The organism is Hyphomicrobium sp. ghe19, from assembly GCF_902712875.1.
In the GTDB taxonomy this organism is placed as follows: Bacteria; Pseudomonadota; Alphaproteobacteria; order Rhizobiales; family Hyphomicrobiaceae; genus Hyphomicrobium_B.
The window spans coordinates 242,446-265,492 of sequence record NZ_LR743509.1; the positions used below are offsets into that span (position 1 = coordinate 242,446).

Here is a 23,047-nt window from a genome sequence, read left to right on the forward strand (position 1 = left end):
TGTTTCAGTTCGAGGGGCGGCCCTCGAACTCGTAGCCTTCCGTGCTGACGGGATCGGGTAGGTGGTCTAGGAACAAGTCCCACTTGTCGTCGATATGCTTCGCCGCTTCAGCCGGGGGCAATGTGACGAAGCTGCCGTCCGGCTTTTCGACGACGATGCCATCGCGGATCAAGCGATCAAGCGCGTCGTCGATCTCGAAATCGATTTTCACGCCGAAGGTTCGGGTCAGGTAGTGCTCGATTGCAAGGTCGATGGACGGCAGATCGGCACGCGTCGACTTCTCCTTGGCGAGAACGCTATAGAGCAACATCTCTTCCTTCACATCCTCCTCGGCGCCGCGGGCCGCGATTTTCAGGATGACACCACGGTTGTCGGCCATGGTGTGGAAGTAGAGGTTCTGCGCCATGATGACCATGTAACGCTGCTTCTGGTTGAGGAAGCCCATGGCTTGCCGAAAGGCGACGCCGCCAATGCCGGCAAGCGCGCCTATCGCCGCGATCGGATTGCTCATCAATAGGGCGACCTTGCCGGCCGCGCCGGCTGCGCCCATGCCGAGGCCGCCGCTGGCCGTCACGCCGAGGCGGAGCTTGTCCATCGGCCGAAAGCGGACTTCGGTGTTGGGGAAGATCATTTCGACGTCGGTGCGCGGAATGTTCTTGAAGAGCTTCAAGTAGATATTCTTCTCATTCATGCTCTTCGGGAAATGGGCGCGGCTGCGGGCGACATATTTCTCGGCCGCCTCGCGGGAGAGCTTCATGTCTCGCATCGCTTCTTCGATGCACACTTCGACCGGCTTCAACTTGAACATCAAGCAAAGCCGTTGGAAGACCGGAACGTTGAATTCTTCCTTGCGCAAGAACTTGCGAACGCGCCGCTTTTCATATTTCCGGTTCGTCGCGCCGCGATAATAGATCGCGATCCTCTCGAAAGCTTTCATGTCGACGAACAGATCGAGGCCGTAGTGGCTGTCGCGAGTCAGAATGATGTCGATATTGTTTGGATCGATGCGCTCATAGTTCGCCCGCTGCAGCAGACTTTCGACGCCCTCGAAAACGCGATGCTGCAATACTGCGCGGTCGTCGTCGGAAAAGCTGCGCGTCATCAGCAGGTCGCTATCGGGCGAGAATGCCTCGTAGGTCTGCTCGAGATCGAGCAGCAGCGCAAAGTATTGCTGCTGGCGCCAGTAATCGAGGTAGCGGAAAAAGCGCCGGGCATCGGCATCTTGTCCTGCCGGCCAGAGCCAAGGCTTCGTCAGACGGTCAAGCAGCGCAAAACGCGTTACCGGAATGAAGCGTTCGCGCTTACGCGTGTCGTCGGGCTCCAGGATATTGACCGGCCGCCTTTCGACGTCGTCGTGGAGTTCGGCGGGCTTAGCCTCGAGGTCAGCCAAGTCAGCGAGCCGCTGAAACAGGCCTTGCCTCCGGCGTAACCGGTCCTCTGCAAAGTCTGCCGATGACATGCACTAACTCCCCGAACTTTTGTTTTCTATCCAGCTTCTTACGCAATGAAGTTCATAGCGAGTCGCTGAAGTTGATGTCGAGCGTCGCAACTCTTCATCGCGGAAAGATGACGAGCATTTCCCGGGGAGCGGTGCTCAATAGCCGCCCCTCCGTTAGTTGATGATACATCACTAAGTTCCCTTGGACCCTCAATTTTTCGGTTCATAACTTTCTTTTTCGCCATAGTAGAACCGATGTTTGGCTAGGATCATGCACAACTGGAATTAGAGGGGATTTCGTTTCAGGGGCGGACGTTATGGGGGCTTTGCGTTTTTTGGCCTCGGGCCTTGCGGTTTGCATGGTCCTTGGGAGCGGTGGCGTCGTCGCCGCCGACGAACTCGTTCTACCTTATAGTTGCACGATGGAAGGAGGCGTTCCTCGCCTCTCGCCCTCGGAAGAGAATGCCTATCGCATCATCGGTCCTCGCGAGGATCTCGCTTTCCCGTCGTGCTCAGGTTCAGCCGCATGGACGTGCGAGACGATGATGATCTACAAATTTTCGATCAATTGCGGCGGGCAGCGTGTGGCCTGGTCGAGGGTCGCGGCGTCAGCCCGGTCTTTGGGCGTGCATCTGCCCGACCGACTCCCGCCCGGGTACGCTCCTGTGAGCAAGCTGAGGGGCCGTTTCGTATTCCCAGGGTTTGGGCACGCCACGATGCTACCGCAGGTCGCGTCGCAAACTCTTGCGGCAGATGCGGTCATCGAGCCAGCCGCTCTTCGCTCAGAGCGGGGCGCTGAACGGGAGGCGGCGCCGACGCAATGGGTCACCGTCGTTGATCCGGAGTCTGTACCCGCCGCATCGCCCGGCTCGGGGAATGCGCTAAAAGTTGCGGGCGTAGTCTCTACACTGCTCGCCTCCCTGATGGGAGCCTGCCTGATTTTTGTCCGCCGGCGGCAACTAGCGTCGTTCGAGTTTCTGCATTTTGCTCAAGGCGATGGATCGCTGCCGGCCCGCGTTTGGGCGTTTGTGGCTGCACCTTTCGTTTGGGGAGCGGCTGCGGTCCGCAAAAGCTATGAAAGCTACGAGGCCTCATCGGCCCGCGACGGCGAGGACGGCGAATATGCCGATCCGCTCGCTCAAGTGCATGTTCGATTACACGAAGCGGAGGCGCTCGTTGCGGGGCTTCCCGGGGATCTTTTGTTGCGGGATGTGCTCGCTTCGGAGATCGACAGCTTATACGACCGCACCGCTGAATTGAGGCGCCGCGTCGGGCAAATCGGGCCCGAGAAGCTGCGATCGTCGGTTCGCGCGATCATGCGCGATCTCGACCGTATCACGCGTATTGCGCAAGGCGCCGCGCCCGCGTCGCCGGACGAGCGTGCCGCATCGCATGAGCCCGATGCACCATCGACGACTTTCGAGGCCTACAGAATTCTCGGGCTCAATCCCGATGCTCCGGATGCGGCGGTGAAGAAGATCGTGGATGCGTTGCGGATGTCCTGGCACCCGGACCATGCGCGTGACGAGGCCGATCGCCGCTATCGAGAACAGCGGATCAAGCAGATCAATGCTGCGTGGGATTTATTGAAAGTCAGAACGGCGGCGGCAGCTTGAGCCGGCGTCCGAAAATAACAACGGCACCGCTGGAGAGCGATGCCGTTGCGAGTCCGAATGCGTTTTTCTCTCAATTTCAAGATGAGTAGCGATGGGCGACCGGAAGGTTTCGAATTTCCTCCTCGGTCAGCGGTGGTGTGTCAGCCAGCAGGTAGTTCCTGCGATTCGCCCGGCTCAAATCACGCTGCACACCAATCCGCCGCGACGGAACTTCCCCGTCCTGTCCGCGCACGACGCCTATCTTACCCCTTAATGGAAAGCGGTAAGTGCTCATTGGATAGCTCCTTTCAAGGACTCTACCCTCCCAAACAAACGTCCCCTGTTTCGGTTTCATGTCCCCGCAAATTTTATTGTAGATCAGGGACTTGAACGCAAGACACGCCTGATCATCGCCGGCATGCCAGCGACGTAAACGACTGCTCTAGCTGATGAACCCCCACGCTCAACGAGCTGGGGATAACATGTTGTAGAATTGCGGCAATACCAAGAAATTTCGCGGCGAGAATTAGACACCGCTCGAGCATTAGGCTTCGCAAACCTGTCATATCAGGTCGACGAAACTTGCGACAACGCGCTTTATCTCGCCGTCGTCGAACTCGATGGTGAGCTTGTTACCGTCGACGTTGGTTACGGTTCCGTCGCCGAATTTTTCGTGGCGAACGCGGGAGCCCGTCTTGAATGAAGGTGCGTTGGCGCTCGAGGCTGCAACCAGTTCGCCTTCGAGTGTCAGCGGTCCTCGCGATCTCTTTTTCTTGTCCTGCTTGCTGCCGCTGTTCCAGGACTGCTGGGCGCGCTGCCAACCCGGCGTGTTGTAAGTCGATTTGAAGGGCTCGGATGAGCCCGGGCGATCAAAACGGCTTTGGCCGAAGCCGCCACCATAACCGAATGGATCCGGCCTGCCGCCGAACGGCGTCTCGCTTTCGACAACCTCAACAGTCGCCACGGGAAGTTCGTCGACGAAGCGGGAAGGCAGCGCCGACTGATAAAGGCCGTGCGTGCGGCGGTTCTGAGCGAACGAAATCTTCGCAAGCCGTTTCGCGCGTGTGATGCCGACGTAGGCGAGCCGCCGCTCTTCCTCGAGGCCGGCTTTGCCGCTTTCGTCCATCGAGCGCTGATGGGGGAACAGGCCCTCTTCCCAGCCTGGCAGGAAGACGATGCCGAATTCCAATCCTTTCGCACCATGGAGCGTCATCAGGGAAACGCGGTCGCCGTCGTTGCCTTTGTCGGCGTCCATGACGAGGGAGACGTGCTCAAGGAAGCCTTGCAGGGAGTCGAAGTCGTGCATGAAGCGCACGAGTTCCTTGAGGTTTTCGAGACGCGTCTGCGATTGCGGACTCTTATCCGCCTGCCACATCGCTGTGTAACCGGACTCGTCGAGGATTTGTTCGGCGAGATCGGTATGGCGCATGTGCTCCAGGTTGGCGCGCCAGCGTTCGAATGACTGCGTCAGATCGAACAGCGATTTTCGCGCGCGAGGCGTCAGCTCATCTGTTTCGACGATCTCTCGTGCTGCCTGATAGAGAGGAATGACGCGGGCACGCGCGAGCTCGTGGACGCGCTTCACCGTCGTGTCGCCGAGGGCGCGTTTCGGCACGTTGACGATGCGCTCGAACTTGAGATCGTTCGCGGGATTGGCGACGACATCAAGGTAGGCAATAGCATCCTTGATTTCCTGGCGCTCGTAAAAGCGCGGGCCGCCGATGACGCGGTAGGGAAGGCCGAGCGTGATGAAGCGGTCTTCGATGGCGCGCATCTGGGAGGATGCCCGCACCAGAACGGCCATATCGTTCAACTTTTCGTTCTTTCGCTGCAATCTCTCGATCGCTTCGCCTATGGCACGGGCTTCGGCTTCGTCGTCCCAGAAATTCGCGACGGTGACTTTTGATCCGGCTGCGCCGTCTGTGAACAGGGTCTTTCCGAGCCTGCCGTCGTTCTTGGCGATGAGCCCGGAAGCGGCCGCAAGGATGTTTGCCGTCGAGCGATAGTTGCGCTCGAGGCGGATGACCTTGGCGCCGGGGAAATCCTTTTCGAACCGCAGTATGTTGTCGACCTCGGCGCCGCGCCAGCCGTAAATCGACTGATCGTCGTCGCCGACGCAGCAGATGTTGGGCGATCCCTTGGCCAGGAACCGCAGCCACAGATATTGGGCGACGTTGGTGTCCTGGTATTCGTCGACGAGGATGTAGCGGAAGCGGCGATGATAATCGGCGAGCACGTCGGGGTGATCGCGGAAGAGCCGGATGCATTCGAGCAGCAGATCGCCGAAATCACAGGCGTTCAGGTCCTTCAGCCGCGCCTGATAGGCCGCGTACAGGAGCGCGCCCTTGCCGGCGGCGAAATTGTAGGCCTCTCCTTCGGGAACTTTATCCGGGGTGAGGCCGCGATTTTTCCAGCCGTCGATCTGGTTTGCGAGCTGGCGAGCGGGCCAGCGGTCTTTGTCGACGCCGTTGGCTTCGAGGACCTGCTTCAGCAGCCGCACTTGATCATCGTCGTCGAGAATCGTGAAGCCGGTCTTCAGGCCGACGAGTTCGACATGACGGCGCAGGATTTTGACACCGATGGAATGGAACGTGCCGAGCCACTGCATGCCTTCGAGCGTGCCACCGATCAGCGTGCCGATCCGCTCGCGCATTTCGCGGGCGGCTTTGTTCGTGAACGTCACCGCCAGAATTTGCGACGGGTAGGCGCGGCCGGTCGCCAGGATATGGGCGATGCGCGTCGTCAGTACCCGCGTTTTTCCGGTGCCGGCGCCAGCGAGCACCAGCAGCGGTCCTTCCGTCGTTTCGACGGCGTCGCGTTGCTCGGGATTTAGGCCATCGAGATACGTCGGCTGGCCACGCGCCGCCGCGACAGCACGCGCCGAAATCGACGGGCTGTTCCTGTCGTCGTGGCGCAGAACTTTGGGCGCCTCCGGGAGATCGAAGGGCGGATCATCGTCGTGCGGCAAATCTCCGCTGCCGGCGGCGTTCGGCTTCTGAATTGAGGTCATCGAACTCAGGTAAACCACCGGGGCTGATCGTACAACCGGCGCGGCGCGGCGCCGCGGCCTCGCCAACAGAGTTGCGACATCGATCCACAACTATTCAAGTGTTTGGAAAACCGACCGTTTCTTGGCAAACAAAGCGGGCGGGGTTCCGGCATCGCGAGGCCTTTGCCGCGAAGGCGTGCGGATGCTTTTGTCCGTTCCCGCTCCAATCAGATCTCGTCTTTCCGGCGATCGCGAATTCGAATTTCGGAATTGCTGTTTCTGAGTATCGGAAAGGTGTGCTTCGGGAATTTGTGCCTGCCGGATTCAACGGGGGCCGACATTCCGGATCAGGTTTGAGGTCTTCGCGTTCTCGATGGAGCCATCGTGCGAGTTGTGTCGACTGCCCAAAACGACAGCTTATCGCTCCGTGCTTCTCGTGAGCCACTCAGTATATCCGCCGGAATTTCTAACGCATTTACAAGACATGTAAGCTTATGATCTAAGAACGCGAATTCGATTTGTCGAAACACTGATGCGCGCTTGTTGGAATTGAGCCAAATTTCGGGTTCAGAGTGAACTTCCGCCGTGCAATACAGGTGTACAAGGCAGGACGTTATTTCGATGTCCGCCTGTGTGCGTTGCGTTTCGGGCGCGGCTCAAAGAGACGTTCATGAACAACGGGCTATTATATTTTAGCGGCCTCCTCGTCGTTGTTCTTGCGGCGCTTTTCGCCGTCCCGAATTTCGTGGACTGGAACGGTTACCGCGGCGTCTTTGAGGAAGAAGCGTCAAAAGTGCTCGGCCGTGACGTTCGCGTCGGCGGGTCGGTCAACCTGAAGCTCCTGCCGGTTCCTTATGTTCGCTTCGAAAAGGTTCGTATCGCCAACTTGACCGGTCAGACGGGTGAGCCATTCGTCCGTGCCGAGAGCTTTACGATGTGGCTTTCGGGTCCGGCTCTTCTTCGCGGTGTTCTGGAAGCTAGCCAGATCGAGCTCGACAAACCGGTTCTGACGCTCGCCGTCGACGACACCGGTGGCGGGAACTGGACCAATATCGAGCTAAAGTCCGGCGATATGCCGTTCGTGCCGCGTGACGTCGCGCTCAGGTCGGTGCGGCTGACCGAGGGTGCCGTTGCCATCTACAATGCGGCGGCGGAGCGCGTCGCCCTCCTCAACGGCATCGATGGCGAGCTGTCTGCCGATGGCCTCAAGGGTCCGTTTCGTTTCAAGGGCTCGGTGTCCTGGGCCGGGTCTGCCCATGATGTGAAATTCGCGACCGATATTCCGGCCGCAGACGGGGCGTTCGCGCTCAAGGTTTCGGCGCGAGGCGACAACTCGCCGACCGTCTACATGCTGGACGGGCGGGTTTCTGATTTGAGCAACAAGCCGACATTCAAAGGCCGGTGGACGGGAAAGATCGCAATTCCCGGCAGCGAAACGACCACGCCGCCGGGAAAAGCTCCGCCGCTGCTCGATCTCGCATCGGACGTGACAGCCGATCCCCTTGGCGCAAAATTCGAGAAGCTCGCACTTTCGCTCGACGCCACGGGCGCTCCGCAAACGATCACGGGATCGGCGGTTGCGACTTGGACGGCAACGCCCCGGCTCGATATTTCGCTGCAATCGAAATGGCTCGACATCGATAGGCTTGCGGGCGCCGGGCAGGGCAGCGCGTCCTTCGAGAAGCTCAAGCAACTCACCGGCGGATTGATGCAATCCGTTTCGGGTGACAGCACCGCAACGGCGAAGATCAATCTCGAGCAGGTGAAGGTCGGCGGCGAGAACGCGGGCGGCCTGTCGATAGACGCGGTTCGGCAAGGCAATGTTACGCATCTCAAAACATTCAAGGTAAGCTTGCCCGGCGGATCGCGGCTCGATCTTGCGGGCGATCTCAAGAACAATGCGGGTAAGTTCAGCTTCGCCGGAAATGCGTTTATCGGCGGAAGCAGTTTCGGGCGATTGAAAGCGTGGGCGGAGAAATCCGGCGTTCCGATCGATTTCAATGCCGATGGCTCTTACTCGGCCGCGGGCAAGCTCGAAGTCGACGATACGCATTTCGCGCTGACGGACGCCTCGGGTGAGTTATCGGGACGGGCGCTTGCAGGCGAGCTCAAGATCCTGCGCGGAGACCGGCAGCAAACGGATCTGACGTTGCAGGCCGCCGATCTCGACACGCGCGAAGTTTTCCCGAAAATTGCCGCGGCCCTCGGCAGTGAATTCCGGCGGTCGCTGGGACTTCAGAAATTAGAGGGTGCCGAAGATCCCCGCGCGGTGTTGCCGGGCGACGTGCGGCTTCGCCTGATCGCGAGCCGGCTGACGGATGGCGACACGACGTATCGGGATGTCGACGTCTCGTTCACGATCGAAAACCGAGACATCAAGCTGCCGGTCGCGAAACTTACGACGCAAAGCGGACTTTCGATCGAACTCGAGGGACGTGTCGAGACGCGCGATAGCGGACCAGCCGGCACGTTTGCATTCGATCTCACTGGCGCGACGCCCGAGGCGATGCATGACCTTGTCAGCAAAGCCGGTCTTGTAGCGGTGCTCGGCGATGAGCGCTTCAAAGGCCTGAAGGACGGCAAAATCGCCGGGCTGATCCGGCTTGGCCTCAGGGCGCCCGGGGCGACGGACGTGACATTCGATGGAACGCTGAACGGGGCCCATCTCAACGGGACAGCGGAATTCGATGGCGGTCTCGCAGGCTGGCGCTCGCGGCCAAGCCGCATGCACACCGCGCTCGATGCGCCATCTTTATCGTCGCTCCTGAAGACACTCGGACGCGCGCCGGTGGGCGATGGACAAGCGGCACAACCCGCTCGCGCGTCGATCGTCACTGCAGGTGTCATCGGCTCGGACGCGAACGTGCGCGCCGATGTTTCGTCTTCCGATTTCAATGTGAGCTTCAATGGGCATTCGCAGTGGCCCGACAATGCGAATTTGGCGCTCGGCGGAACGCTGGATTTCAAGGCGGCGCAATTCGCCGATGCGCTGGCAGCCGCCGGGGTTTCTCTGCCGAGCGGCGCCGAAAACGTGGCGGCGCGCGGTTCGCTCGAGATCGGCCGCAATGGACGCGATTGGACGATTGCGACGCATGGCTTCTCTCTCGGCACGTCGACGCTTGCGGGTAATGTGACCGTGAAGCCCGATGCGGACGCGATGCGGATCGACGGAAAGCTCGAGGCAGATCGCGTTGCGTTCCAAAGCCTGCTTTCAGCGGTGACGGACGCTCGGCCTGCGCCGCCTGCTTCGACCGCAGCTGACGCGGCTGACGATGCTGCCGCCGATGCGCAACCGATATGGCCCGAGGGGTTGTTCAATTTCGCGGCGCTGGGCAACACGAGCGGGACGCTGAATGTTGCCTTCAAGTCTCTTGAACTGAGCGGTGGTCTCGCGGCGCACGACGGCCGGATGACGCTCGCGCTCGCTCCGGGGAAGCTTGTGTTGAGCGATCTCAATGCAGTGGCTGCTGGCGGACAGTTGAGCGGCAGCGCCGGTCTCGAGAAGGTGTCGAACGGCGTCGCTTTCACTTCGACGCTGAAGCTCGATCAGGCGAAGCTGGCGACCATCAGCGCCGCCGGCAAAGGCACGGCGACGATCGACCTTCATGCGGAAGCACGGGCGCAAAGTCCGGCGGGTCTCGTCGCGGTCATGACGGGCGGGGGTACAGCCAAGCTTGCGGACGTCGAAGTTCCCGGCCCCTCGACATCGACGGTCGCCCAGCTCGTCGACGATGTGCTCGGCGGAAAATTGCAAAACGAGCAGCGTGCGATATCGGCGGGTTTTGCTGGTGCGCTCAATAGTTCGAAGATGACGCTCGGCAACCGCGAACTCGCGATGTCGATCTCCGATGGCTCGATCAAACTCGAGAAGTTCGTTCTCGACGGTGCCGACGGCCAGGCGGAGGGTAACGTCACAGCCGATCTCGCCACGCTCGGCATGAACGCCGCGTTCCAACTTACGTCTGTCGTCAGACCGTTGCCGCCGCCCGCAATTCCGCTCGCGAATTGGACGCCGCCGCAGCCAAAGGGAACGTTGCCTGCCGTCGTCGTGCTGTACGATGGGCAACTCGACAATCTCGCGGGCGTAACAGTCAAGACCGACGTTGCCAGTCTTCAGCGCGAGCTTGTCGTCAGGCAGATGGAACGCAACGTCGAAGAACTCGAGCAATCGCGTCGCGTCGATGAAGAGCGTGTCCGTCTCGAAAAGGAGCGTCGGAAGAAGCTCGCAGCCGATCGCGCGGCGGCGCTCGAAGCCGCGAAGAAAAATCAAATGGAACGACTGCCGCCGGTCATCCCAGAATCGACCGGGACCGCGAACTCTTCTACCCAGCCAGAGCAGCCGGACGTGCCGTCGGCGACGCCCGCTCCGCCGCAACAGCCAGCAGCTACGGGGCCCGGCGCTAGTGCACAGCCAAGCGGTCCTTCCGATCAGCCGGCAGAAACGCAAGATGCGGCGAAGCCTGTGGATGCGGGCACTGGCAATACTGTTCTGACGCCGAATATATCGATCGAGCCCATTACGCCCGAAGGTGGGAGCGGCGGAGAGCCGAACGCTGCGACGGGCGCTGTCGTGATCGATCCGGTAACGGGTTTACCCGTTCCGAAGCCCGAGCCCGCGGTACGGCCCTCGACTGGGCGTTCGACCGGGGCCCAGAGACAGCCACGCCGCACCTCTTCCGACGAAGTCATGAAGAGCTTAGGCGGCGGCTTCCAGTAGGCGCCTCGCGCCCGTCAGTTGTCGTCCATCTTGAGGGCGTTGATGAACGCCTCTTGAGGAATTTCGACCTTGCCGAATTCGCGCATCTTCTTCTTGCCGGCCTTCTGCTTGTCGAGCAGCTTTCTCTTTCGTGAGATGTCGCCGCCGTAGCACTTGGCCAGCACGTCTTTCCGCAGAGCTTTGATCGTCTCGCGCGCAATGACCTTGGCGCCAATCGCTGCCTGAATCGGAATTTGGAAGAGATGGGGAGGAATGAGTTCCTTCAGCTTTTCGCACATCGAGCGGCCGCGGCTCTCGGCGCGCGCTCGGTGCACGATGATCGAGAGCGCGTCGACCGGTTCGCTGTTGACGAGAATGGACAGTTTGACGAGGTCGCCTTCCTCGTAATTCTTGATGTGATAGTCGAACGACGCGTAGCCGCGCGAGACGCTCTTCAGGCGGTCGTAGAAATCGAACACCACTTCATTGAGCGGCAGCTCGTAAACGACCATAGCGCGCGTGCCGGCGTAGGTGAGCTGTTTCTGACGGCCGCGGCGGTCCTGACACAGCTTCAAGACGGCGCCGAGATAATCGTCGGGCACGAGGATGGTGGCTTCGATCCACGGTTCCTCGATGTGATCGATTTTGGGGATCTCCGGCATGTCGGCCGGATTGTGCATCTCGATGATCGAGCCGTCATTCATATGCAGGTGATAGATGACGCTCGGCGCGGTCGTGATGAGATCGAGGTTGAACTCGCGCTCAAGACGCTCCGTGATGATCTCAAGATGCAATAGCCCAAGGAAGCCGCAGCGGAAGCCGAAGCCCAACGCCGCCGAGCTTTCCGTTTCGAACGAGAAGCTTGCGTCGTTCAGGCGAAGCCGGCCCATCGCCTCGCGCAGGTCCTCGAAGTCGGCGGCGTCGACGGGGAAGAGGCCGCAGAAGACGACCGGTTGCGCCGGTTTGAAACCGGGCAGGGCTTCAGCGGTCGGATTTTTTTCGTCCGTGATCGTGTCGCCGACGCGGGTATCGGCAACCTCTTTGATGGCGGCAGTGAAGAAGCCGACCTCTCCGGGGCCGAGCTGCTCGAGCATTTCCTGTTTCGGCCGGAAGATGCCGACGCGTTCCACCTGATAGCTGCCGTCCGTCGCCATCAGCTTGACGCGCTGGCCCTTCTTCAGGGTGCCGTCGATAACGCGGGCGAGAACGATGACGCCGAGGTAGGCGTCGTACCAGCTGTCGATGAGCATTGCCTTCAACGGCTTCTTCGGGTCGCCTTTCGGGGGCGGCAGCCGCTCGACGATCGCTTCGAGCACGGCTGCGACGTTGAGCCCGCTCTTGGCGGAGACCCCGATCGCGCCCGATGCATCGATGCCGATCACGTCCTCGATCTGCTGCTTGACGCGATCCTCGTCGGCGGCCGGCAGGTCGATCTTGTTCAGAACGGGGAGGATTTCGAGGCTATTGTCGAGCGCTTGATAAACGTTCGCAAGAGTCTGGGCTTCGACCCCCTGGCTCGCGTCGACGACGAGGATTGCGCCTTCGCAGGCGGCGAGCGACCGCGAGACTTCGTAGGCGAAGTCGACGTGGCCGGGCGTGTCCATGAGGTTGAGCTGATAAAGCTCGCCGTTCTTCGCCCGGTAGTCGAGGCGGACGGTCTGGGCCTTGATCGTGATGCCACGCTCGCGCTCGATGTCCATCGAGTCGAGGATCTGCTCCTTCATTTCACGATTCGAGACGTTGCCGCACAGCTGGATCAGCCGGTCGGAAAGCGTCGATTTGCCGTGATCGATGTGGGCGATGATCGAGAAATTTCGGATGTGTGAAATGGCTGTCATGGGCGGGGCTCATAGCACCCGGAACTGACCGGCAAAAGGGGCGTTAAGCCACTGAGGGGATTATCTGGGCTGCGCGATCGCCGCATCGTCGATATAAGTGGCGGGACGGATGCCGGTGTGCGAGAAATCCCGAAGCGCACTTTATGCTCCCCCGGCGCCCTGGAGAACCGATATGGCGAATTCACCGTTCGAGGCGAACCCTGCTTTTACCAAGCTTGGGGACGACGCAAAAAAGGCCGTTAGTCAGGCGTTCGACGCCATGGCCAACTGGCGGGCGGAGCTTGCCGAACTCGGCGAGAAAAACAGCAATGCCGTCTTCGACAAGATGGCGGAAGCAGCCAAAGCTCTCGGCTGGCCGACGGATTTCGTCGAATTGAGCCGTAAACAGATGCAAAGCGCTTCCAAGCTGCAGCTGCAGGCCGTCGATCAGGTGATGGACGTCTGGGAGAAGCAGGTGAAGGCGCTCGGCAATGCCGGGCAGGCGCCGAGCTTCCCGACGTTTCCGAACTTCCCGAACGTACCTGGCTTTGGAGCCGGATCCGGCTTCCCAGGGTTCTCGGCGACGAACGGCGGCGGTTTTCCCGATTTTGGCGGCGGGGCCGTCAATCCGATCCAATTTTGGATGCAGGCCGCTGAGATGTGGCAGAAGGGTTGGCAGCAGGCGATGTCCACCTGGGTGGATACCCAGCAGCAGGCGATGGGCGGCAAGCCCACGGGCGGTAAAGGCAACTCGCGCTAACGCGCTGAACTCGACCGCAATTCGCAAATTGTAAAAGTTTTGAGGCGTTGATCCGTGTAGGGCCGACGCCTTCTTCTTTTTGATCCTACCTCTGATCTATATCGCAATGCCGCAACTTTTAGTGGTGTCGCCACCGTTGCGGCGGCGTCTCGCTGTGGCTATCGTCCGCCGCGTTAAATGTCGCACGCGGAGCGAAGTGTTTCCGCACAAAAACAAAAAACAATTGCCGCGCGGAACATTGCTCCGCGCAAGTACGGGGGACGCTCTATGACGATGTCGAGCCCGGCTGCAGCTCCGGCTGCTACAAGCACATTCGGACGCGATTTTCTCGCGTCGATCGTCGTATTTCTGGTGGCCCTGCCGTTGTGCATGGGCATCTCGATTGCGTCGGGCCTGCCACCCACGACGGGCATCATCACAGGAATCGTCGGCGGCATCATCGTTGCGACAATCTCCGGTCAGCCGCTGCAGGTCAGCGGACCGGCCGCGGGTCTCACCGTTCTCGTCTATATGCTCGTCCAAGAGCATGGCGCCGCCATGCTTGGGACAATCGTACTTTTCGCCGGGCTCATTCAAATGGTGGCGGGCTATATGAAGCTCGGCCAATGGTTTCGCGCCGTCTCGCCGGCCGTCATTCACGGGATGCTCGCCGGCATCGGTGTGCTGATCTTCGCTTCCCAGTTTCACGTCATGTTCGACGGCAAGCCGCTCGGCAGCGGGGTGCAGAACCTGATCGGAATTCCGGGGGTTGTTCTCGACGCGATGCGCGGCGGCGATGCACGTCAAACGGCCGGGCTCGTCGGCCTTCTGACGATCGTCACGATTGCCGGGTGGAGCGCCTACTCGCCCAAATCACTGAAGCTGGTGCCGGCGCCGCTCGTCGGCGTTATCGTTGCGGTGGTGGCAGCCAAGCTCCTCGGTTTGGAAGCCATCAAGTTCGTCGATGTTCCGAGCAACATCTGGGAGTGGTCGCTCCAGATGTATCCGACGGCTGACAAGCTCTTTCGCATCACCGAGCCCGGTATACTGATCGGAGCGATTTCGATCGCCTTCATCGCCAGCGCCGAGACGCTTCTCTGCGCGACGGCTGTCGATCAAATGCACACCGGGCCTCGCACAAAATACGACAAGGAGCTTTTTGCGCAGGGTGTCGGCAACTCGATCTGTGGCGTTCTCGGCGTGTTGCCGATGACGGGTGTCATCATTCGATCGGGCGCGAACGTTGCGGCGGGAGCGCAAACGCGGTGGTCGGCCATTCTGCATGGCGTTTGGCTTCTTCTTCTTGTTGCGTTCTTTCCAGCGGTTTTGAAGCTCATTCCGCTTTCCGCGCTCGCAGCCGTTCTCGTCTACACGGGTTACAAGCTCGCCTATCCGAAGATCCTGCCGACGTTGCGAACCTATGGATGGGCTGAAGTCGCGATCTACGCGATCACAGTCGTCACGATCGTGCTGACGAACCTGCTGGATGGCGTGCTCGTCGGGCTTGGACTGTCGCTCCTGAAGCTGGTTTACGCGTTCTCGCATCTCGAAATCACGAAACAGGATGGGCCGGACAATCGGGTCGATCTGCACCTCAAAGGTTCGGCGACACTCGTTCGATTGCCGATGCTGGCGTCCGCTCTCGAGGCGCTCAAGCCCGGTGCGAACGTTCACGTGCATATCGAAGATCTCGATTACATCGATCACGCGTGCATCGATCTGTTGTCGAACTGGGACCGCCAGCACGGGTTGAGTGGCGGCTCGCTTTCGATCGAGTGGGATGCGCTGAAGAATAAGTATCAGCAACGCAGCGGCAACGCGTACCAGCGGGCCGCCGCCAAAGAGAGTGCTGCCGGGACCGCTGCGACTGCCGTAAACCCCGCGTGAGCTGAGCTCCGGAGATTGGAGCGCGGCCTGAGCTTCCGAGAGCGAATATCAACAGGAAGCGGTGCGCGGACAGCGTGACGCTTGCCCTGTAGTTCATTTGGCACTAGGTTAGAATTATTCTAATTCTAGGATGCTTATAGTTCATGCGAAAGTTCGGCGATCTTGATCAGCGCGAAATCCTAGCGCTCGCGATCTCACTCGAGGAAGAGCACGGCCGCATCTATTCCGATTATGCGGCGGGCCTCAGCGCCGACTATCCGGCATCGGCCAAGATCTTCTCCGAACTCGGAGAAGAGGAAAACGAGCACCGCCGCTGGCTGATCGATCTCTTCCGACGCAAGTTCGGCGACCATATTCCGCTTATCCGTCGCCAGGACGTGTCCGGTTTCGTCCGCCACGATCCCATCTGGATGGTCCGGCCGCTCGGCATCGAGAAGGTGCGGCGGCAGGCCGAGCAGATCGAAGCGGAGACGCGGAGTTTCTACCAGTCTGCATTGGCGCGTGCGTCAGACGCCGAAATCCGCAAGCTTCTCGGCGATCTGATTGCGGCGGAAAACGAGCACATCGAAATCGCGCACGACGTTGCCGCCGTCGAGCTGACCGATAAAGCGAAAACGCATGAAGCTCAGGCCGCGCGCCGTTCCTTCGTGCTCCAGTACGTGCAGCCTGGACTGACGGGTCTGATCGACGGCTCGATCTCGACGCTCGCGCCGATCTTTGCAGCGGCCTTCGCGACGCATAACACTTGGCAGACATTTCTCGTCGGCATTGCTGCTTCGGTCGGTGCCGGCATATCGATGGCTTTTGCGGAAGCGCTTTCCGATGACGGGGAGATCTCGGGGCGCGGCCATCCGTGGCTGCGCGGCTCGGTCACAGGACTGATGACCGCACTCGGTGGCATCGGACATACGCTTCCTTATCTCATTCCCGATTTTTGGACTGCGACGACAATCGCTGTCAGCGTGGTGTTCATCGAGCTTTGGATCATTGCCGGAATACGCTCCCGGTTCAGCGAGACGAAGTTCTGGAGAGCGGCTTCGGAGGTCGTCGTGGGCGGCCTGATCGTGTTTATGGTGGGCATCCTGATCGGCAGCGCGTAGACAGGATGGCGGGCAGGCCTCACTGAAGCCATAGTCTCTTGACGCTTTGCTCGCTGCTGGCAAAAGTGCCGGCGCCCATCAACGGCCGAAGGCATCTCATGCGCGCAGGTTTTCTCGTTTTCACGGTGGCATCCCTCATGCTGGCGGGTCTCTCCGCGACTGCCAATGCGGAAAGCGCGCCGCCCACACCACCGAACAAGCGCAATTGCCAGAACACGGTGCCGTTCAACACATGGCTCGCAGATTTCAAGCGAGAGGCGATCGCTGACGGCATTCGTCCGGAGATCATCGAGGAAACGATCGGCGGCATGACGCCTGATCAGGGGACGATCAGCCGCGACCGGAAGCAGGGCTTCTTCTCGCAGACGTTCATCGAATTCTACTTCAAGCTCGCCACCAAAAGCCGCGAGCAGATGGGCCGCACGTACCTGCAGCGTTATGCCGACATCTTCGACCGCGCCGAGAAGGAGTTCGGCGTTCCAGGCGCGGTTATCACCGGGTTCTGGGCGCTCGAAAGCGACTTCGGCGCTGGGATGGGTAAGTTGCCCGTTCTGCATTCACTCGTAACTTTGGCGTGGGATTGCCGTCGCGGCGATATGTTTCGCGAAGAGCTGAAAGCGGCGATGAAGATCGTCCAGCGTGGCGACCTTACTCCCGATCAGATGATCGGCTCATGGGCGGGTGAACTCGGCCAGACGCAGTTCCTGCCGCGCCACTATCTCAACCTCGGTATCGATTACGACGGCGACGGGCGCGTCGATCTCATTCGTAGCAATGCCGACGTCATCGGATCGACGGCGAAATTCCTCTCGGAAATGGGCTGGCGGCGCGGCGAGCCGTGGATCGAGGAAGTGCGCCTTACAAAGGAACTGCCGTGGGATAAGGCCGATCTCGCGATCCAGCTGCCGCGCTCGCAATGGGCGGCGTGGGGCGTTCAAGCCGTCGGCAGCAAGCAGCTTCCGGCCGACGATTTCAAGGCTTCGCTCCTGCTGCCGATGGGCCGTAACGGCCCGGCGTTTCTCGCCTACCAGAACTTCCACGTTTACACGGATTGGAACCAGTCGCTGACCTACGCGATGACGGCGGCGCATCTCGCTGCCCGCATGGCGGGCGCACCGAACCTCAAACGCGAGAGCGGCAACGTGGTTTCGCTGAGCTACGAGCAGCTGAAAGAGCTGCAAGGCCTTTTGAAGCGTCGCGGTTTGGATGTGGGCGAGATCGACGGCAAGCTTGGCGCGGGTACCCGCAAGGCCGTCAAGGAAATGCAGATGAAGTTCGGTTTGCCTGCCGACAGCTATCCGACGGCGGAGCTGCTGACGGCGCTACGCGGCCGCAGCTAGATTTTGTTCGCTGTAAATGAATTACGCCGGCGGCTCGTTGAGCCGCCGGCGTAATTGTATTCCGTCACTGCAACTCGTGCCGCTTTGCGAACCTAGTGCAGCTTGACCTGCGGCTCAGTGCGGCGGGTGAGCGTACGCGAGAGCGTGTCGAGCGCGACCTTGATATATCCGTGCAGCGCGACTTCGTGCATCTTATAGAGCGACCGATACATCATCTTGGCGAACCAGCCTTCGATGCGCAGCGACTTGCCTTCGATGAAGCCCATCAGGTTGCCGACGGTCGAATATTTGCCGAGCGAAACCAGCGAGCCGAAGTCGCGATATTTGAACGGCGCCAGTTCCTTCGCGCCATTCATGCGGCGCTGGATCTGTTTGACGAGATGGCTCGCTTCCTGGTGGGCCGCCTGAGCGCGCGGAGGGATCGGCGCCGTTTCACCGTCGGGCAGCAAATAGGCGGCATCGCCGATGACGAAGATGTTGTCGTCGCGCGTCGTCTGCAACGTCGGTTTGACGACGAGCGTATTCATGCGGCTGACTTCGAGACCATCGAGCTTCGATAAGACATCCGGGCCTTTGACGCCGGCGGCCCAAACGACGAGTTCCGACGGAATGAACTCGCCGTTGGCGAGCGTTACGCCTTCCGCGGTGACTTTCGTGACGGGACTGCCGACGCGGATATCGACGCCCATGCCGCGCAGAATATCAGCGGTTGCTTGTGATAGACGCTCGGGAAGAGCGGGCAAGATGCGGGGCGCGGCTTCGATCAGCGTGATCTTGAAGTCTTTCTCCGGATCGAGCTTGTCGAGCCCGAATTCGATCAGGCCGCGAGCTGCATGGTGCAGCTCCGCCGAAAGCTCCGAGCCGGTTGCGCCGGCTCCGATGATCGCGACGTGAAGCTGGCCGTCCCGCACGGGGCCCGGCTGCGCGTAGGCGCGAACGCAAGCGTTCAACAGGCGCCTGTTGAAGCGCTCCGCCTGCTCTGGCGTGTCGAGCATGATGGCATGTTCCAACACACCCGGCGTTCCGAAATCATGCGATACGCTGCCGATGGCGATGACGAGCGTGTCGTAGGGGAACCAACGGTCCGGCGTGATCTCGCGGCCGTCCTCGTCGTAGGTCGCGCCGAGGTGCACGCGCTTGTTGGCGCGGTCGAGCCCGATCATTTCGCCGTAGCGATAACGAAATCCGTGCCAGTGGCCCTGGGCCTGATAGGACAGTTCGTGGCGTCCGGTATCCATGCTGCCCGCCGCGATCTCGTGCAGGAGCGGCTTCCAGATGTGCGTCCGCGCACGGTCGACGAGCGTAATTTCTGCCTTGCCGGACCGGCCGAGCTTTCTGCCGAGCTGTGTCGCGAGTTCCAGTCCGCCCGCGCCACCTCCGACGATGACGATACGATAGGGCTGTTTTTCGGTGACGCCTTTGTCTGGCGATGTAGCGGGAGCCTGCAAATTCATATTGGCCTCATGCGCGAAGTCATGACGGCGGCATTTTTAGGAACGCAATTCGCCGCCGGTCGCCTTCTTAACATCCGTTACTATTTTTTTGGTTATCGTTTCGATCGCCTGATCGGTCAGCGTTTCCGTCGCAGGCTGGATCGTTATTTCTATGGCGATGGATTTCTTGCCTTCGGCCGCGAGACTGCCGCCTTCGAAAACGTCGAACACGCTGACGGAGCGGATCAGAGTCTTGTCGGCGTTCGCCGCGGCTTTTACCACATCTCCGGCGGCGACGTCTTTCGGCACGATGAAAGCCAGGTCGCGCGTCACGGGCAATAGATCGGATGCCGCAAGCGGCGGTTTGGCTCGCGACTTCTTCTTCTCGGGCGGCAGGGCGTCGAGGAAGATCTCGAAAGCGGAAACGGGGGCTTCAACATCCAGCGCCTTGAGCGTCGCGGGGTGAATTTCGCCGAAATAGGCGAGCACGGTCTTCGGGCCGAGCTTGAGCGCCCCTGAACGGCCGGGGTGATACCAAGCCGGGGCATCGCGCGTGATCTGCGCTTTCGAAGGGTCGAGCCCAAGCGCGGAAAGTGCCGCAAAGACATCGGCTTTAACGTCGAAGACGCCGACCGGGTTGGCGTTGCCGTCCCAGTGCCGCCCCGCGCCCGTCAAGCGGGCCGTTCCGGCGCGTACACCGGCAGCGCTCGCGTATTGATCTTCCGGCCGCTCGCCGCGGTAAGCTTGGCCGAGCTCGAAAAGCGCGACATCCGCAATGCCGCGATTGCGGTTGCGCGTCACCGCCGTCAGCAGGCCAGGGAGCAATCCCGGACGCATTGACGACATCTCGACGGAGATGGGGTTTCCAAGATCGAGAGCTGGCGCGCCGCCGCCGAAATGGACGGCTTGCTCTTTCGGAATGAAGCTCCACGTCACGGCTTCGACGAAGCCGCGGGCTGCCAGCAAGCGGCGGCCGCGACGGGCGCGCTTCTGCTTTTCGGTAAGGACGGCGCGGGCAATTCCGTCGGCGCGCGGCAGGGGCGTCGCCGGGATGCGATCGAGTCCGGCGATGCGGACGACTTCTTCTACGAGGTCGGCAGCGCCATGGACGTCAGGACGCCACGTCGGAACGGTGATCTTTGCGGCGTTCGGCTTGCCTTCTATCGTGAAGCCTAGCGCTTTCAGTGTGTCCGAGATCTCGTCGTTCGAGAGTTTCACGCCCGAGAGCTTTTCGATGCGCGCGAAATCGAAGGAAATGACGCGGCTTTCGATTGGCTCTTTGCCCGCGATCTTGGCCTTCGAGGCTTCGCCTCCGCAGAACTTCAGGATCATGTCGGTGGCGAGATCGAGACCAGGACGAACGGAAGCCGGATCGACGCCGCGCTCGAAACGATACCGAGCATCGCTTACGAGACCGGTCTTGCGGCCAGTCGCGGCGGTGCGGACGGGATCGAACCAGGCGCTCTCGATGAGAACAGCTTTGGTCTCTGGCGTGCAACCGGTGCTTTCGCCGCCCATGACGCCGCCAAGGCCGAGTGGGCCCGAATCGTCGGCGATCACGCACATCGTGTCGTCGACGGTGTACTCCTTACCGTCGAGCGCGAGAAACTTTTCGCCATTCTTGCCGAGACGAGCATGCAGCGCGCCCTTGATCTTGTGTGCGTCGTACACGTGCAGAGGGCGGCCGCGATCGAGCGAGATGTAATTCGTGACGTCAACGAGGGCGTTGATCGGGCGCAGGCCCGCAGCTTTCAGCCTGTTCTGCATCCAATCGGGCGACGCACCATTCGCGACGTTGCGAATCGTTCGCGCGGCGAACACCGGGCACGCGTCAGCCGTTTCGGGCGTGAACTCAAGCTTGACCGGGATCTTGCAATCGAAGGCTTCGTTGAGCGGCGCGAGCTTCGGCTCGGGCTTCAGCTTGCCCATGCCTGCTGCCGCGAGATCGCGCGCGATGCCGCGAACGCCGGTGCAGTCAGGGCGGTTCGGCGTCAGTTTGACTTCGATGACAGGATCGTTGAGGCCGACGACATCGATATAGCGGTCGCCGACGTTAGCGGCCCATTCCGCCGGCAGATCGAGAATGCCGTCGCTTTCCTCGGAGAGTTCGAGTTCGGCGGCGGAGCACATCATGCCGTTCGAGACGACGCCGCGAACCGGCTTTTTCTCGAGCGTGATTTTCGAGCCTGGAATGTAGGTTCCGAGCGGCGCAAAGACGGAGACCATGCCGGGACGCGCGTTCGGTGCGCCGCAGACGACTTCCATCAGCGGCTCGCCTTTGGCGACCTCGACTTGGACGACCTGCAACTTGTCGGCGTTCGGATGTTTTTTTGCTTCGACGATGCGCGCGATCTTGAAGGCGCCGAGCGACTTCGCCGGGTCTTCGATGCCTTCGACCTCGAGACCGATCGCGGACAGCGTCGTCGCGATCTCGTCGACGGATTTCTCCGTGTCGAGGTGATCCTTCAGCCAAGAGAACGTGAATTTCATTTCTTAGGTCTCGTGCGCAGAATTCCCCTCCCCAGCAGGGAAGGGGAGGTAGGGGTGGGTAGAATTCGCGACAAGGTGATAGCGGGTTCAATCCTGGTCCGCTACCACCCGCGATGCCGCTCAGTCCTTGAAAGGGTCAAACTCGCCCTCTCCGGCCATAACTACGGCAAAAGGCGTCAGCCTGTGCAACACGCGCGTTGATGTCGCGTGGTACGCCAGAACCTCATCCAGCCGCCGGTAGGCCATCGGGCTTTCGTCGAGGTCGGCACCGACGAGCGTTACGCCGCGCCGCTGCAGCCAGGCGTCCATTTCGACGCGCGAGAACCGCCGCTTGGCTTCCTTGCGTCCAAACAGACGGCCAGCGCCATGCACCGTCGAATAGAGCGACGCCTTTGCTTCAGGACTGTCAACACCTTCGAGGATTACCGCGTCATCACCCATCGAGCCGCCCACGAAGCCGCGTTGCCCGGGAAACGCCGGCGTTGCGCCCTTGCGGACAACCCACAGATCGCGCCCGTCGTGCGTCTCGCGCCAGGCGTAGTTGTGATGATTGTGGACCATGTCTGTCACCATACCACCGATGATCTGTCGCACGCGTTCCACCACCCATTCACGGCCAGCGTACGAATAGCGACCTGCAAGTTCCATCGCAGCGATGTAACGCTGACCGAGTTCGCTATCTTCATCGACCACCGCAGGCGGTACGTTCATGCCGTCCTTCCCGCCCGCAGCTTTGAGGTAACGCGTTGCGCTCGTATGGCCGAGGCCGCGGCTACCAAAATGCACGCCGATCCAAACGTAACCGGCTTCATCGCGCATCAAGTCGACATAGTGGTTGCCCGATCCGACCGTGCCAATCTGATTGACCGCCTTCTGCCGATAAGCCTCCATATCGGAGGCCTTCCAAGCATTGGAATCATCAAACAGCTCATGCTCAACCCGCTCGTTGTTCGAACGTCCAATCCCGAACGAAACGATGCGCGCGATATCCTTTGTGATGCTTCCAATTCGGCTTTCGATTTCTTCGAAGCGGGTATCAAGGCGCACGGCCATGTTTCCGCATCCAATGTCGAAGCCGACACCGGAGATGCTGATCTGCTTTTCGTAAGCAATCACGCCACCGACGGGTTGCGCATAGCCGAGGTGCCCGTCAGCACAAATAACGCCAGCGACGGCGTTGCCAACGCCCATGCAGTTGCGCATTTGCGCGACCGTCGCCGCATCGTGCTCACCAATGACAGTCAGCGGGCTGTCGCGATAGGCTGCGTCTTGCGGCTTGATTGCCGCAATCTCGGCGCCTGCTGCGCCAGCCTCGTGCGCCATGTGCTCATCGCGGGCGGCCTGACGGAACTGGCACCAGGCAGGCCATGCCTTCATGCCGGGCCTTTCGACTCTCACATCAGGATCGGCGTATCCGGCAGCCATTGCGAGTTCGCGAGCACGCGCCTTGTAGGGATCTGAACGTTCCATCGCGTTCACCATTTACGATTTTGAAAACAAAAAAACCTCCGCAGCGTTTGCTG

The 23,047-nt window shown here is 60.6% G+C and carries 13 protein-coding genes; 6 read left to right on the plus strand and 7 right to left on the minus strand.

What is annotated here, in order from left to right; translation table 11 throughout:
* Positions 1 to 4: 4 nt before the first annotated feature.
* On the minus strand, positions 5 to 1,459 hold the full coding sequence (locus AACL53_RS01120) for a TMEM143 family protein (RefSeq protein ID WP_339081609.1): 1,455 nt from the start codon (positions 1,457 to 1,459) through the stop codon (positions 5 to 7).
* A gap of 338 nt (positions 1,460 to 1,797) precedes the next feature.
* Here AACL53_RS01120 and AACL53_RS01125 point away from each other — a divergent pair, with 338 nt between their 5' ends.
* A complete protein-coding gene (locus tag AACL53_RS01125) occupies positions 1,798 to 3,054 on the plus strand; it encodes a J domain-containing protein (protein WP_339081611.1) in 1,257 nt (418 codons plus the stop codon).
* 76 nt (positions 3,055 to 3,130) lie between these two features.
* Here AACL53_RS01125 and AACL53_RS01130 read toward each other — a convergent pair whose 3' ends face one another.
* Positions 3,131 to 3,328, minus strand: coding sequence for a hypothetical protein (locus AACL53_RS01130; protein ID WP_339081613.1), 198 nt, complete (start codon positions 3,326 to 3,328; stop codon positions 3,131 to 3,133).
* Between the two features lie 267 nt (positions 3,329 to 3,595).
* Positions 3,596 to 6,043, minus strand: a complete 2,448-nt coding sequence (locus tag AACL53_RS01135; RefSeq protein ID WP_339081615.1) for an ATP-dependent helicase — start codon at positions 6,041 to 6,043, stop codon at positions 3,596 to 3,598.
* A gap of 649 nt (positions 6,044 to 6,692) precedes the next feature.
* On the opposite strand from AACL53_RS01135, the gene AACL53_RS01140 reads away from it, so the two are divergent.
* Positions 6,693 to 10,739: an AsmA family protein gene (locus AACL53_RS01140; protein ID WP_339081617.1), complete on the plus strand. Its 4,047-nt coding sequence runs from the start codon at positions 6,693 to 6,695 to the stop codon at positions 10,737 to 10,739.
* 14 nt (positions 10,740 to 10,753) lie between these two features.
* Here the strand turns inward: AACL53_RS01140 and lepA are convergent, their stop codons facing one another.
* Positions 10,754 to 12,556 carry a translation elongation factor 4 gene (gene lepA / locus AACL53_RS01145; protein WP_339081619.1) on the minus strand — a complete coding sequence of 601 codons (1,803 nt, stop codon included), beginning with the start codon at positions 12,554 to 12,556 and terminating at the stop codon, positions 10,754 to 10,756.
* A 172-nt stretch (positions 12,557 to 12,728) separates the two neighbouring features.
* Here lepA and AACL53_RS01150 point away from each other — a divergent pair, with 172 nt between their 5' ends.
* From AACL53_RS01150 to AACL53_RS01165, 4 genes are all read left to right on the plus strand, one after another.
* On the plus strand, positions 12,729 to 13,295 hold the full coding sequence (locus AACL53_RS01150) for a hypothetical protein (protein WP_339081621.1): 567 nt from the start codon (positions 12,729 to 12,731) through the stop codon (positions 13,293 to 13,295).
* 267 nt (positions 13,296 to 13,562) lie between these two features.
* The gene (locus AACL53_RS01155) at positions 13,563 to 15,161 is read left to right on the plus strand and encodes a SulP family inorganic anion transporter (RefSeq protein ID WP_339081623.1); all 1,599 of its coding nucleotides are present in this window, start codon (positions 13,563 to 13,565) and stop codon (positions 15,159 to 15,161) included.
* 143 nt (positions 15,162 to 15,304) lie between these two features.
* A complete protein-coding gene (mbfA, locus tag AACL53_RS01160) occupies positions 15,305 to 16,261 on the plus strand; it encodes an iron exporter MbfA (RefSeq protein ID WP_339081625.1) in 957 nt (318 codons plus the stop codon).
* A gap of 98 nt (positions 16,262 to 16,359) precedes the next feature.
* Entirely contained in the window at positions 16,360 to 17,601 is a 1,242-nt protein-coding gene (locus AACL53_RS01165; RefSeq protein ID WP_339081627.1) for a lytic murein transglycosylase, read from the plus strand.
* Between the two features lie 92 nt (positions 17,602 to 17,693).
* Here AACL53_RS01165 and AACL53_RS01170 read toward each other — a convergent pair whose 3' ends face one another.
* The 3 genes from AACL53_RS01170 to AACL53_RS01180 all read right to left on the minus strand — a co-directional run bounded on the left by AACL53_RS01170 (position 17,694) and on the right by AACL53_RS01180 (position 22,994).
* Complete coding sequence (locus tag AACL53_RS01170; protein WP_339081629.1) at positions 17,694 to 19,055, minus strand: NAD(P)/FAD-dependent oxidoreductase; 1,362 nt, start codon at positions 19,053 to 19,055, stop codon at positions 17,694 to 17,696.
* 36 nt (positions 19,056 to 19,091) lie between these two features.
* Complete coding sequence (pheT, locus tag AACL53_RS01175) at positions 19,092 to 21,524, minus strand: phenylalanine--tRNA ligase subunit beta (protein WP_339081631.1); 2,433 nt, start codon at positions 21,522 to 21,524, stop codon at positions 19,092 to 19,094.
* Positions 21,525 to 21,644: 120 nt separating this feature from the next.
* Positions 21,645 to 22,994, minus strand: coding sequence for an RtcB family protein (locus AACL53_RS01180; RefSeq protein WP_339081633.1), 1,350 nt, complete (start codon positions 22,992 to 22,994; stop codon positions 21,645 to 21,647).
* Positions 22,995 to 23,047: the final 53 nt, after the last annotated feature.

What these genes read in the sequence shown, in the direction of transcription:
- AACL53_RS01120 (WP_339081609.1), bottom strand. Translation starts at nt 1,459, where the DNA reads ATGTCATCGGCAGACTTTGCAGAGGACCGGTTACGCCGGAGGCAAGGC.
- AACL53_RS01125 (WP_339081611.1), top strand. Translation starts at nt 1,798, where the DNA reads ATGGTCCTTGGGAGCGGTGGCGTCGTCGCCGCCGACGAACTCGTTCTA.
- AACL53_RS01130 (WP_339081613.1), bottom strand. Translation starts at nt 3,328, where the DNA reads ATGAGCACTTACCGCTTTCCATTAAGGGGTAAGATAGGCGTCGTGCGC.
- AACL53_RS01135 (WP_339081615.1), bottom strand. Translation starts at nt 6,043, where the DNA reads ATGACCTCAATTCAGAAGCCGAACGCCGCCGGCAGCGGAGATTTGCCG.
- AACL53_RS01140 (WP_339081617.1), top strand. Translation starts at nt 6,693, where the DNA reads ATGAACAACGGGCTATTATATTTTAGCGGCCTCCTCGTCGTTGTTCTT.
- lepA (WP_339081619.1), bottom strand. Translation starts at nt 12,556, where the DNA reads ATGACAGCCATTTCACACATCCGAAATTTCTCGATCATCGCCCACATC.
- AACL53_RS01150 (WP_339081621.1), top strand. Translation starts at nt 12,729, where the DNA reads ATGGCGAATTCACCGTTCGAGGCGAACCCTGCTTTTACCAAGCTTGGG.
- AACL53_RS01155 (WP_339081623.1), top strand. Translation starts at nt 13,563, where the DNA reads ATGACGATGTCGAGCCCGGCTGCAGCTCCGGCTGCTACAAGCACATTC.
- mbfA (WP_339081625.1), top strand. Translation starts at nt 15,305, where the DNA reads ATGCGAAAGTTCGGCGATCTTGATCAGCGCGAAATCCTAGCGCTCGCG.
- AACL53_RS01165 (WP_339081627.1), top strand. Translation starts at nt 16,360, where the DNA reads ATGCGCGCAGGTTTTCTCGTTTTCACGGTGGCATCCCTCATGCTGGCG.
- AACL53_RS01170 (WP_339081629.1), bottom strand. Translation starts at nt 19,055, where the DNA reads ATGAATTTGCAGGCTCCCGCTACATCGCCAGACAAAGGCGTCACCGAA.
- pheT (WP_339081631.1), bottom strand. Translation starts at nt 21,524, where the DNA reads ATGAAATTCACGTTCTCTTGGCTGAAGGATCACCTCGACACGGAGAAA.
- AACL53_RS01180 (WP_339081633.1), bottom strand. Translation starts at nt 22,994, where the DNA reads ATGGAACGTTCAGATCCCTACAAGGCGCGTGCTCGCGAACTCGCAATG.